This is a genomic window from Campylobacter sp. 110 (genome assembly GCF_002383965.1).
Classification (GTDB): Bacteria; Campylobacterota; Campylobacteria; order Campylobacterales; family Campylobacteraceae; genus Campylobacter_D; species Campylobacter_D coli.
On the sequence record NZ_NXBD01000048.1, the window covers coordinates 1 to 12582 of the forward strand.

Annotated in this window: 8 protein-coding genes and 3 pseudogenes; 8 read left to right on the plus strand and 3 right to left on the minus strand. The window is 30.6% G+C overall.

Going from position 1 to position 12582, the window contains the following annotated elements:
• Positions 1-646: 646 nt before the first annotated feature.
• A pseudogene (locus tag BGS43_RS06635) lies at positions 647-741 on the plus strand (hypothetical protein).
• A gap of 444 nt (positions 742-1185) precedes the next feature.
• A pseudogene (locus tag BGS43_RS06640) lies at positions 1186-2008 on the plus strand (RNA-guided endonuclease InsQ/TnpB family protein).
• Between the two features lie 91 nt (positions 2009-2099).
• On the opposite strand, the gene BGS43_RS06645 reads toward BGS43_RS06640, so the two are convergent.
• Positions 2100-2783, minus strand: a complete 684-nt coding sequence (locus BGS43_RS06645; RefSeq protein WP_096569250.1) for an energy transducer TonB — start codon at positions 2781-2783, stop codon at positions 2100-2102.
• 323 nt (positions 2784-3106) lie between these two features.
• Between BGS43_RS06645 and cfrA the strand changes: the two genes are divergently transcribed.
• The 4 genes from cfrA (at position 3107) to dnaK (ending at position 8719) form a co-directional block, all read left to right on the plus strand.
• Entirely contained in the window at positions 3107-5197 is a 2091-nt protein-coding gene (cfrA, locus tag BGS43_RS06650) for a TonB-dependent ferric enterobactin receptor CfrA (protein WP_096569253.1), read from the plus strand.
• A gap of 307 nt (positions 5198-5504) precedes the next feature.
• Positions 5505-6299 carry an HrcA family transcriptional regulator gene (locus tag BGS43_RS06655; protein WP_096569255.1) on the plus strand — a complete coding sequence of 265 codons (795 nt, stop codon included), beginning with the start codon at positions 5505-5507 and terminating at the stop codon, positions 6297-6299.
• Positions 6296-6826: a nucleotide exchange factor GrpE gene (gene grpE, locus BGS43_RS06660; RefSeq protein WP_002790452.1), complete on the plus strand. Its 531-nt coding sequence runs from the start codon at positions 6296-6298 to the stop codon at positions 6824-6826. The genes BGS43_RS06655 and grpE overlap by 4 nt, the downstream gene beginning before the upstream one ends.
• 21 nt (positions 6827-6847) lie before the next feature.
• Positions 6848-8719, plus strand: coding sequence for a molecular chaperone DnaK (gene dnaK, locus BGS43_RS06665; protein ID WP_032685868.1), 1872 nt, complete (start codon positions 6848-6850; stop codon positions 8717-8719).
• 59 nt (positions 8720-8778) lie between these two features.
• Here dnaK and BGS43_RS06670 read toward each other — a convergent pair.
• Positions 8779-9525 (minus strand): annotated as a pseudogene (locus BGS43_RS06670) (flagellar basal body-associated FliL family protein).
• Positions 9526-9725: 200 nt separating this feature from the next.
• On the opposite strand from BGS43_RS06670, the gene BGS43_RS06675 reads away from it, so the two are divergent.
• Together BGS43_RS06675 and BGS43_RS06680 are read left to right on the plus strand one after the other, a co-directional pair.
• A complete protein-coding gene (locus BGS43_RS06675) occupies positions 9726-10748 on the plus strand; it encodes an MBL fold metallo-hydrolase (protein WP_096569258.1) in 1023 nt (340 codons plus the stop codon).
• Between the two features lie 69 nt (positions 10749-10817).
• Positions 10818-11159 carry a cupin domain-containing protein gene (locus BGS43_RS06680; protein WP_002776640.1) on the plus strand — a complete coding sequence of 114 codons (342 nt, stop codon included), beginning with the start codon at positions 10818-10820 and terminating at the stop codon, positions 11157-11159.
• Positions 11160-11268: 109 nt separating this feature from the next.
• Here BGS43_RS06680 and BGS43_RS06685 read toward each other — a convergent pair whose 3' ends face one another.
• Positions 11269-12438, minus strand: coding sequence for a pyridoxal phosphate-dependent aminotransferase (locus tag BGS43_RS06685; protein WP_096569261.1), 1170 nt, complete (start codon positions 12436-12438; stop codon positions 11269-11271).
• Positions 12439-12582 lie beyond the last annotated feature (144 nt).

Below are 12582 nucleotides of genomic sequence, written 5' to 3' on the forward strand. Positions count from 1 at the left end.
GTTTATTAATTTATTTAATTTAATCAGTTAGGTTATATTCATTGGTTTGTTTGAGTTGGTTAGATTGAATCTAAGTTTAATTAGTTTGGGTTGATTTAATTTGTAGTTTTATATTTAAATTGATTGGTTGGGTTGTCAGCTTAGCTATGGTTGTTGATTGGCTTGGGTTGATTTAATGGTTGTTTGAGTTATTTAGTTTATATGTTTTTATATCTCAATTATTCTTTTTATTTATTGAATCTTTTGTATCAATAATTAATCTTTATGTTTACTTGTATAGGTTTATTTATTCAATCTATTTTTATGTGTCAATTGTTCTTTATATGTCTAGTTTATATTTTATTATGTAGCTTGGGTTTGTTCAATAATTGGGTTGGATTTTTAATCACTCAAGTTTATTTTATAGTGTTTATTGAGGTTTTATGGTTGGGGGGGGGGTGTTATGATGAAATAAATATTGCTGTAAATACATGCAAAGGTTTAGTGTTGTTTAAAAAAAGATTACTTGCTTTAAATTTATCTTTTTTTATTCAATAAAACTCTCACTTCTTAAGTGAGAGATGAATTGCTTACAGTGTTAGTTGTATGGCTTTAGTTGGGTATTTGACATAATCAGTAATTTTTTATAGAATACCTATGCGGAATAATGCTAGAAACTCTTAAAAAATATGTAGAAAATCAAGGCATAGAAGATAATTACCCTAAGAAAAAATATATAACCAAAAAGAAAAAAAGCCCTAATGGAGCAAAGCAATGCAAATAACCAAAGGTTTTAAATATAGAATTCTACCTAAACAAAGAACAATAAAAGCTTATTAATCATCAATGTTTCATCTATACCAAGCTTATAATATTTGTTTAAATTTACAGCAAGAGCAGTGGGATAAAAATAAGAATTTAGATAAAAAAATAGGAGTTATTTAAAGGCAAGTAAGATAGATAATCAATAAAACTAGCCTTAAAAGCAAGAGAATTAAGCTATAAAAGTGTTGTAACCCAACAATCAAGGATTAATCTTCTTGTGCCTTAGAGCAAGCAATTAGAGATAGAAACAAAGGCTTTCCCAAATTTAAAAACTCTAAATTTGCAAAGTAAAGCTTTAATTGGAATAATCAAGCCTGCAAAATTAAAGATAGTGATACTACTAAGTTTAAGATATTTAGACTTATGAATACATTTTTTAAAATGCGTTATCACAGAGATTTACCAAATACTTATAAGTTTAATCAAATCACTATTATCAAAAATCACAATAAATACTATTTAGCTTTTAGTATCATTTATGATGAATCAAATGTTTCTTTGATATCTAGCAAAGCTTTAGATATTAAAAAAGCAGTTGACATTGATTTAAATATCAATGAGATTACCTTAAGCAGTGGAGAGTTAATAGCTACCAACTCAAAGCTACTTAGTAGAGCTAAATATGATTTAGCATTTAAAAGATTACAAAGAAAACAAAGCAGGAGAATATTAAAAACAAAAAAGGAGAAAACAAAGTTAAGCCATAATTTCAAAAAAACACAATTAAAATTAAATAAAATCTATGAAAAAAGTTCAAATATCAAAAAGGATAGTTATCACAAGATAACTTCAAAACTCATACAAGAATTTGACTTGCTAGCAGTTGAAGATTTGCAAATTAAGAATATGTCTAAAAGAGCTAAATTAAAGAATATAAAAGCTAAAAGTGGTTTAAATAAATCTATTCTTAATACTTCATTCTATCAATTCTCTCAATATCTAGAGTATAAAGCAAAGCATAATGGCAAATTCTTTATAAAAGTCAATCCACAATATACAAGCAAAACTTGTAGTGTATGTGGAAATATCAAAAAAAAAAAAAAATCTTATGTTTAAAGATAGAGTGTATCTTTGTGAAAAATGTGGCAACACTTTACATAGAGATATTAATGCTGCAAATAATATCTTAAAGCGTGGATTAAAGTCGTTTGGGTTAGGAATTAGCCTTGAGGACTATAAACTCAAAGCCTTTCGAATTAGCTAATACTAGTTAGCTTTAGCTAGGAAGCTTCTACTTCTAAGCGTTAGCAAAGCGGGAGTGATTTGCATTAAAAATAGAGTATATTGTGAAAGACTTAGCTTAATTTATATACCAATGGTATTTTTATATGAAAAGTTTTTTCATATTGTGGAAATTTTTTAGAAGCTATGCGTATAGTTTCTAAAGCACTTTTATTTAGAAAATCATATTTTGAAGGCTTAAGTATTTTTAAATTTTCTAATTTCTTTTCTTTTGTCCAGGTAAATTCTACAAGAACCTCCCCGCTCATACGCATTTTTCTAGCTTGTCTAGGGTAGATTAGGGCTTCATCGATTGCTGATTTTATTTCTTTTAAAAATTCACTATTGCTAGTTAAAGATACGCTTTGGTAAGAGCTGGCTTGTGGAGTTTGTTGCTGCATGTTTGTATCTTTTTTGGGTTGACTTATTGCCTTTGCATTTGCTGGAGGGATTATTTTTTTAGGTTTAGCAATAGGTTTTTCCTTTCTCGGTTTTATTTTTTTTATTTCTTGCACAGGTTCTTTGGGTTGCACATTCGAAGACTCTTGTATAGTTTGTGTGGGTTGTGTCGGTTTCATATCGGAGGAATTTTGTACAAAATGTTTGATTGCCATATTAAATTTATTTTCTTTAATAGTTTCATTGGGTTGTATGTGTAAAAAATCTTTAGAATAAAGAAAAACAAAAAATAAAGGTGTAAAAACAAATAAAGTGATAAAAGAAGATTGGTTTTTATGATTGCTTATAAATGTTTTCATCTTTTACTCCGTTATGATTTTATTTTTTGATTTAAATATCTTTATTTCTTAAACACATTCTATGGTAAATTGTTTAAAAAGATAAATTTTGAAACAAATTTCACAGAGAAAAATAACAATCAAATAATCAAGCTTGTATCTAAAAGATATTTAATTTTTGCTATTTACTTCTCTAAAAAAACTTATATTTTTAAGAATTATAGCAAGAAAAAATAAATTTTTAATTAATACTAATTATCACAATTGATACAAAATTTATCTTAAATTAATAATTATTATCATAATATTCTGATTTCTAATTAATATTTAACAAAAGGAGAAAAATGAAGAAATTATGTCTATCGGTTTGTGCCATTGGCCTTTTGGCTTCTAATGCTATATCGCAAAATGTAGAGCTAGACAGTTCGATCATTAGTGCTTCTGGATTTGCTCAAGATATTAAAGAAGCTCCTGCTACTATCAATGTTATTAGTAAAAAAGAATTACAAAGTAAGCCTTATAGAGATGTTGCAGAGGCTATCGCAGATATCCCAGGCGTTGATTTATATGCTAGCAAGGGAAAAACAGGTTCTTATAATATCACTATGAGGGGTATTACTGGATATACTTTGGTTTTGATTGATGGGCGTCGTCAGGGTATTGGCGGAGAGGTGGGCCCTAATGGTTTTAATGAAATTTCAAATTCTTTCTTACCTCCGATTTCTAGTATAGAAAGGATAGAAGTTATAAAAGGTCCTATGAGTACTTTATATGGCTCTGAAGCTTTAGGCGGGGTGGTAAATATCATTACCAAAAAAGTAAGTGATAAATGGGAAACTTCTGTAAGTTTGGATGCTCTTTTAAATGAAAATAAAGATTGGGGTAATACTTATGGAACGAGTATTTATTCTAGTGGTCCTTTGATGAATGACAAATTGGGTCTAACACTTCGATTTAGAGAATTTTACAGACAGCAATCTAATGTTGAATTTACAAATGGAAGTGGACAAAGAGTTCAAGGGGATCAAGCTCAAAGTCCTACAAAGGCAAATAATTTCAACATAGGAACAAGAATTAGTTATTTAGCTAATGATTATAATACTTTTATATTTGATATAGATTTTTCAAGAAATCATTACGATAATAAACAAGGTCAATTAGGAACTATTACAAGTCCAGGTAGAACACCAGGTAGCTTAACGGGTGGTTATGCAGATATTATGGAAGTTGATAAATTTGTGACTTATTTAAGTCATGAGGGTGTTTATGAAAACTTTTCTATCACTTCTGGTTTACAATACAATAGGGTAAGCAATAACGGACGCGAAGTTGTAGGACAAAAAACGCAGCCATTTTTAGGACAAAATAGGGATATAGTCGCAGAAGATATTATCTTAGATACTAAGTCTGTCATTCCTTTAGGACAAAGTCATATTTTAAGCGTAGGCGGTGAGTATAGACTTGAAAAAATGCAAGATAAAATAGCTAATCCGACCAATTTTGATCAGTATTTATTAGCAATTTTTGCAGAGGATGAGTATAGTATAAAAGATGATTTAAGACTTACTTTTGGAGCAAGATACAATCATCATGAAATTTTTGGAAACAATGTTTCGCCAAGAGCTTATCTAGTTTATAATCCTACTGATGAACTTACTTTAAAAGGCGGTGTATCTACGGGTTTTAGGACTCCTTATGCAAATCGTTTGATAAATGGAGCTTATAATTATAGTGGTCAAGGTAGATTTCCTATATATGGAAATCCTGATTTAAAAGAAGAGACATCTTTAAATTATGAAATAGCAGCTATTTATAATAATGATTTGTTTTATGTTTCTGCGACAGGTTTTTTAACAAATTTTAAAGATAAAATTTCAACCCAAAGATATAATAAAGACAATATGATTCCAGGAATTGGTGCTTGTAATGCTGATAGATGTTTTAGAGCGATCAATCATGGTAAGGTTGAGTACAAAGGTGTAGAGCTTGGAGCAGGGATAAGTCCTCTTGATAATTTAAATGTAAATTTTGCTTATACCTATCTTGATACTGAGGTTAAAGAAGCACAAGATAAAACCGCGATAGGCAAACCTGAACAAGATAGTTTAAAACACAATATCATGTTAAAAACTGAATACAGCTTTTACAATAAATTCACCCCTTGGATAAAAGGCGAATGGCAAATAGATCGCTATATGGGTGATACGAACATCAATAGAGAGTATTATAAAGATATCTTTTTAGCTTCCATGGGTGTACGTTATGATATCAATAAGCAATGGAGTATCAATGCAGCTATTTATAATCTTTTTAACAAAAGTTTTACAGATGGTTGGGAATCTTATCAAAATAGCGGTGCTCCTACTTGGGTCAATACTTACAATCGTATAGAAGAAGGAAGAAGAATGTATATTTCTATCAATGGTAGCTTTTAAGCTTTGATAGAAGAGCCAAAGAGCTTGCAAAGGCTTCTTTGGTTTTTTTGTTTTTAACACCTTATACTTAAAAAATCCATCATCAAGCCCATTTAAAATTCATTTTTTGTTTTCATCATTTATCACCTTGTTTTTTTAATCATGAAATATATCTTATCCTTATAAAAAAGTAACTAATAAAACTTTAGTCATATAGACTAAATAAAATTAAGTATATTTTTTTATATTTATACTTGACAAAATAACACTCAATGTTGTATAATATATCTAGCAATCAAAAAATAGAGTGCTAGCTTTAAAGGAAAACATGATGAAAAGTCGAGATAAAAAGGATTTGATTTTAGAGTCTATTATCCAAACTTATCTTTTGGATAATGCACCTATTGGTTCTAATGAATTAAATTCAAATCTTTGTATCCCTGCTTCAACTATACGCGTTTATCTTAAAAGACTTAGCGATGAGGGTTTGATCACTCAGCTTCACATAAGCGGTGGCAGAATTCCTACTATTTTAACGATGCAAAATTATTGGCAAAATTTTTGGGAAAAAGAACAAGATAAAAATATCCATATCAAAAATGAAAGCTTTTTAAAAGAGCTAAGCAAGGAATTTGAAATTTATTGTCTTGTTTATGGCGGTAGAAGTTTGGTACTTAAAGAAGTGTTAGATCTTAACGCTAAGTTTATAGTGCTTGATTTTAAAGATGAAGAACTGGTTTTAAAATACGAAAAAGAAGCGTGGAATTTTCTACAAAGTCTTATAGGACTTGATCTTTCTAGTATAGAAAAAATAGCCTTTAAAGTTCATTTTGTAGAGCTTGCAGAAAAGATAGCAAGTCTAAGACAAAATCTGATTTGTTATAGAAGTAATGAAGAAAGAGCTTATCAAATTTATCAAAATGATGAATTTGTTAAGCTCTTAGATTGTGGAGTTCATCGTTATTTTAAAGAAAGTCTTGAATTTGAACCTTTATTTAAAGAAGGTTTTATGGGGCTTAAGGTGGATGCGCAGTTTTTGGGCGAAGATGTAAATATTATCTTAGCAGGTAGTGTTTATACGGATTATAAAAAAATATTACAATATATAAAGGAGGCGGCGTGAGCGAGCAAAAGCAAGAATTTGAAAACGAAAACGCAGAAAATTCCGAACATTTGCAGGATGAGAATTTGCAAAATATCGAAGATGTTGAGCAAAACAAATTGCAAAAAGACTATGATGAATTAAAAGACAAATATATGCGTGCAAACGCTGAATTTGAAAATATTAAAAAAAGAATGGAAAAAGAAAAGCTAAGTGCTATGGCTTATGCAAATGAAAGCTTTGCAAAGGATTTGCTTGATGTTTTAGATGCTTTAGAAGCAGCTATCAATGTCGAATGTCATGATGAAATTAGCTTAAAAATCAAAGAAGGAGTGCAAAACACTTTAGATTTGTTTCTTAAAAAACTTGAAAAGCATGGAGTGGCTCTTATCAAAGAAGAAAAAGAGTTCGATCCAAATTTACATGAAGCGATGTTTCATGTAGATAGTGAAAATCATCAAAGTGGTGAAGTGGTTACCGTGCTTCAAAAAGGTTATAAAATAGCCGATCGCGTGATCCGCCCAACCAAAGTTAGCGTAGCAAAATAAATTTTAATAAAAGGATAAAAAATGAGTAAAGTTATAGGTATAGATTTAGGAACAACCAATTCTTGTGTTGCTGTGTATGAACGCGGCGAGAGTAAAGTAATCCCAAACAAAGAAGGAAAAAACACAACTCCTTCAGTGGTAGCTTTTACAGATAAAGGTGAAGTTTTAGTAGGCGATAGCGCAAAACGTCAAGCAGTAACAAACCCTGAAAAAACTATTTATTCTATCAAAAGAATTATGGGTTTGATGATCAATGAAGATGCGGCTAAAGAAGCTAAAAACAGACTTCCTTATCACATCACCGAAAGAAATGGTGCGTGCGCAATAGAAATCGCAGGTAAAATTTACACTCCACAAGAAATTTCAGCAAAAGTTTTGATGAAATTAAAAGAAGATGCAGAAGCTTTCTTGGGTGAAAGTGTTACTGATGCGGTGATTACTGTGCCTGCTTATTTTAACGATGCACAAAGAAAAGCAACAAAAGAAGCAGGAACGATAGCAGGACTTAATGTACTAAGAATTATCAATGAGCCTACTTCAGCAGCTTTGGCTTATGGACTTGATAAAAAAGATAGTGAAAAAATTGTGGTTTATGATCTAGGTGGGGGAACCTTTGATGTTACCGTGCTTGAAACAGGGGATAATGTAGTAGAAGTTTTAGCAACAGGTGGTAATGCTTTCTTAGGTGGTGATGATTTTGATAATAAACTTATAGATTTTCTAGCTAATGAATTTAAAGATGAAACAGGTATAGATCTTAAAAATGATGTTATGGCTTTACAACGCTTAAAAGAAGCAGCAGAAAATGCTAAAAAAGAGCTAAGTTCAGCTAATGAAACAGAGATTAATTTACCCTTTATCACAGCTGATGCGAGTGGCCCAAAACACTTGGTTAAAAAACTTACTAGAGCTAAATTCGAAGGTATGATTGATTCTTTAGTGGCTGAAACTATCACTAAGATCAATGAAGTGGTAAAAGATGCAGGGCTTGATAAAAATGAAATTAAAGAAATCGTTATGGTAGGGGGTTCTACTCGTGTTCCTTTAGTGCAAGAAGAGGTTAAAAAAGCTTTTGGAAAAGAACTTAACAAATCTGTAAATCCTGATGAAGTTGTGGCTATCGGTGCGGCGATTCAAGGTGCAGTTATAAAAGGTGATGTAAAAGATGTACTTTTACTTGATGTAACTCCACTTTCTTTAGGTATCGAAACTTTAGGCGGTGTGATGACTAAAATCATCGAAAAAGGTACAACTATACCAACCAAAAAAGAGCAAGTTTTCTCAACTGCAGAAGACAATCAAAGTGCTGTAACTATCAATGTTTTACAAGGGGAAAGAGAATTTAGTCGTGATAATAAATCTTTAGGAAATTTCAACCTTGAAGGAATTCCACCAGCACCACGCGGTATGCCACAAATCGAAGTAACTTTTGACATCGATGCAAATGGTATTTTAACTGTTTCTGCAAAAGATAAAGCAACAGGTAAAGCACAAGAGATCAAAATCACAGGTTCAAGTGGACTTAGCGAGGAAGAGATTAATAACATGGTAAAAGATGCTGAACTTCACAAAGAAGAAGACAAAAAACGCAAAGAAGCTGTAGATGCTAGAAATGCAGCTGATAGCTTGGCGCATCAAGTGGAAAAATCTCTAAATGAGCTTGGAGAAAAAGTAGCTGATAGCGATAAAGAAAATATCCAAAAAGCTCTTGATGATTTGCGTGAGACTTTGAAAAATCAAAATGCAAGTAAAGAAGAAATCGAAGCTAAAATGAAAGCTTTAAGCGAGGTTTCTCATAAATTGGCTGAAAATATGTATAAAAAAGATGAGCCAAATGCAGCAAATGATAAAAAGAAAAAAGACGATGATGTAATCGACGCTGAAGTCGAATAAAACTCTCTAAGATCTTTAATCAAGCCTTTTTAAAAGGCTTGAAAATTTTATAAAAATTTTCAAGAGATGATAAAATCTCTAAAATATAATTCTTTAATCAGCTTATTGCCTAATTTTTCATTAATTTTTTTAACCAATTCTCTTTGAAGTTCTAGTTTGAAATTAGAGAATTCAATTTCTTGTATTTCTTTTGCTAGAATGGTTTGAATAATAGTATCTCTAATAACGGGTGAAATTTTTGTAAAATCTTCTAAAGAAATTTCTTTTATTAATTCTAAATCAATGGTGCAGTGTGTATATTTTTGTCTGCCAGCTTGTGGTAAGTTAAGAATAAAAGGATCTAATGAATAAAAATAATTTGTATGAAAGTGTTATATGAAAAATTTTCTTGTCTTATGCTTTTGGAGGGCTTGTTAAGTAAAAAAAGGTAATAAATATAATACAAGATAAAATGCATGCAAATAAAAAAATAATTAATACTTCTAGTGGTTTTAGTATTCTTTTTTTTGACATTTTCTTCTTTTGGAATAAAATGTAAATTGTTTGGATTATTTTTAAAATTAACAATACTTTGTTTAAGTCTTGCTAGATCGTAACGAATAAGATTTGTTACGATATTTAAATCCATGGCTACTATTATGTGCTGCAATATTTCTACTTTTTGAGAGTCTTTTCATATCTTCTTCACAAAAAATTACCATAACTTCAGCATCTGCACTATCTTGGATATTTTTTATCGTTTCTTTAATGTTGATTAGTGACATGAAAATAGCTTTTTGTTTGATTTCATTTTTTAAAGCTTGCATAAGCTCGCCTTTGGTTTGTTTAAATATAAAATCAATTTCTTGAAGTATTTTGTCTAGTTTATATAAATTTTATTTTTACATCATTTTATCCAATATTTGATTTGGACATTTTAACACAAGTAAACCAAAAACTTGTGTAAAATAAAATTAATCTAAAAATTTCTTGGATATAATTTTAATAAACATAAAAAAGGAAAAAATTGAATTTGTCATTTAAAACCTTTGATCTTTCGAGTAAAGAACGCCAAAAAGCTAAAAAAGTGCAGGGTAAAAAATATGAAATTTTTCTTAATGAAAATCCCCAAACACATAATGCTTTTAAAGTGTCTTTTAGGGAAGTTTTGAGGTATTATTATCTTTACCCTAAAAATGCTAAGGCGACTTTTAAACTTCCTTTTTTTAAGCCAAATTTAAAGTATGTTCGTACTCCGCACATCACTTGGCTTGGACATTCATCGCTTTTTGTGAGTTATAAAAACTATAAAATTTTAATCGATCCTATCTTTAACACTCACGCTTCACCTTTTTCTTTTATTAATAAAGCTTTTAAAAATGCACCTGTTTATAATGCCAATGATTTTGATGAAATTTTTGCCGTGATTATCACTCATTCTCATTTTGATCATTTAGATGAAAAAAGCGTGAAAACTTTAAAAGATAAGGCTAAATTTTTTATCGCGCCTTTAAAAGTAGGAAATTATCTAAAAAGTTATGGAGTGAGTGAGAAAAAAATCATAGAGCTTGATTGGTGGAGCGGCATAGAATTTGGTGATTTAAAAATCATTGCAACACCTGCACAGCACAGTTCAAGCAGGGGAGATGGTAAAAACAAAACCCTTTGGGCTTCTTTTGTGATGGAATTTTTAAGTGTAGATAAGAGAGTGTTTTTTAGCGCAGATGGAGGGTATTTTACACATTTTAAAAAAATAGGTGAGTATTTTGGAGATTTTGACTTAGCTTGTCTTGAAAGCGGTCAATTTAATACCGCTTGGCCTTTTTCGCATTCTTTTCCTGATCAAATTTTAAAAGAAGCAAAAGATTTGAATGCAAGAGCTTTAATGCCTATACATTGGGGAAGGTTTTTAGCAGGAACTCATGCGTGGAATGGAGTGGTAGAATTTCTTTATGAGAATTCAAATTTGCCTTTGATTACACCAAAAATGGGCGAAGCTTATGAGGTAGGAAGTGAATTTAGGCAAGATTTTTGGTGGAAAGAAGGATAAGATTAACACAAGTTTATAGTCTGTGTTTTGATTTTTGCTACAATCTTATAAAATTAAAAAGGAGATTTTATGAAAATCACTCAATGGAATAAAGCGGATTTTAGCCCCAAAGAAGTAAAAATCAATGTTTTAATCGATGATGAGCACAGCAAGGAAATTCAAATTTTACTTGCTAAAGATAGCGTGATGAAAGAGCATAAAGCACCCTTTGCTATCCGTGTGCAAGTTTTAAGTGGTAAAATTTGGTTTGAAGTAGAAAATGAGAAATTTGAATTCAATACTTTAGATATGATAAGCTTAGAAGCAAATGTGCCTCATTCTTTAGGAGGATTAGAAGATTCTGTGATAAGACTTAGTTTAAATAAACTAGATAAAGTCCAAAGGGTAAATGCTGTGCTTAAAAAGCCTTGATTTTTTGGTTTTATTTTGAAATTTGGGTTTGAGAAAGTTTAAATTTGGGTCAATTGAATTTTATTTGATTGCCTAACAAAGTTAGTAATTCTAGGTTTTAAACCTAGAATTATTTATAATTTTTAATAAAATTTGCTATTCTTTCTATACCTTTTTTGATAAGTTCATCGCTTGTAGCATAAGAAAGTCTAAAATATCCATCCATGCCAAAACCGATACCTGGAACTACAGCAACTTTTTCTTGTTCTAGTAATTTTTGGCAAAATTTCATAGAATCTTTTTCAATTTTTTGAGTATTTACAAAAAGATAAAAAGCTCCTTCAGGCTTATAGACGCTAATATTTGGAATTTGATGAAGCATATTTAAGGCTAAATCGCGACGCTTTTCAAAAGCTTGACGCATCTTTTCTATATCCTCATCACATTCTCCATTTAAGGCAGGTATGGCAGCGTGCTGAGTGATAGAGCAGATGTTTGAAGTGCTTTGGCCTTGAAGTCTTTTAACAGCTGAAATCAAGGCTTTGTTTTTGCTTGCCATATAGCCAAAACGCCATCCAGGCATAGCACCGCATTTACTAAGTCCGTTAATGGTCACAGTGCGATTTAAAGCATCTTCGCTCACGCTTGCAAAAGCTACAAATTCAAAGCCATCGTAGCGAAGTTTTTCATACATTTCATCACTTAAAACAGTAATTTGCGTTCCTTCTAAAACTTTAGCAATTTGAGTTAATTCTTCTTTAGAATAAATCGATCCCACAGGATTTGAAGGAGAATTTAGCATCAAAACTTTGGTTTTAGCTGTGATAGCTTTTTTTAATTGTTCAGCGGTAATTTTAAAGCCATTTTCTTCTAAGCCTTCTATAAATACAGGTTTTCCACCTGCAAATTTTACCATTTCAGGATAGCTTACCCAGTAAGGACTAGGGATAATCACTTCATCATCTTTTTCTACTAAGCATTCTATACATTCAAAAAGAGAATGCTTTGCCCCTACATTTGTAATAATTTCACTTGTTTCATAGCTAAGATTATTGTCTTTTTTGAGTTTGTTTTGAATAGCTTTTAATACATCAGCAATTCCTGCAACAGCAGTGTATTTACCACAACCCTTTTCTATGGCAGCAATAGCTGCATTTTTGATGGTTTGCGGGGTGTCAAAATCAGGCTCACCTGCGGAGAAGCTGATCACATCTTCACCCTTAGCTTTTAACTCGTTAGCAAGCGCAGTGATTGCTAGAGTGATGGATTCTTCTAAAACTTGTGATCTTTGGGTTAACATCTGTTGTCCTTTTGAAATTTTTGTCTAATTTTAGCAAAAAAACGCACTTATGTAGTGAATTTAATTAAAAATTAATAATGTAAAAATGAACTAATGTGCAAATTCGTTAAAGGTTAAAAAATATAAAATAATATATAAGATTTT

Excerpts from the sequence above, each read along its gene's own strand:
- BGS43_RS06645 (WP_096569250.1), bottom strand. The coding sequence starts at position 2,783 with ATGAAAACATTTATAAGCAATCATAAAAACCAATCTTCTTTTATCACT.
- cfrA (WP_096569253.1), top strand. The coding sequence starts at position 3,107 with ATGAAGAAATTATGTCTATCGGTTTGTGCCATTGGCCTTTTGGCTTCT.
- BGS43_RS06655 (WP_096569255.1), top strand. The coding sequence starts at position 5,505 with ATGATGAAAAGTCGAGATAAAAAGGATTTGATTTTAGAGTCTATTATC.
- dnaK (WP_032685868.1), top strand. The coding sequence starts at position 6,848 with ATGAGTAAAGTTATAGGTATAGATTTAGGAACAACCAATTCTTGTGTT.
- BGS43_RS06680 (WP_002776640.1), top strand. The coding sequence starts at position 10,818 with ATGAAAATCACTCAATGGAATAAAGCGGATTTTAGCCCCAAAGAAGTA.
- BGS43_RS06685 (WP_096569261.1), bottom strand. The coding sequence starts at position 12,438 with ATGTTAACCCAAAGATCACAAGTTTTAGAAGAATCCATCACTCTAGCA.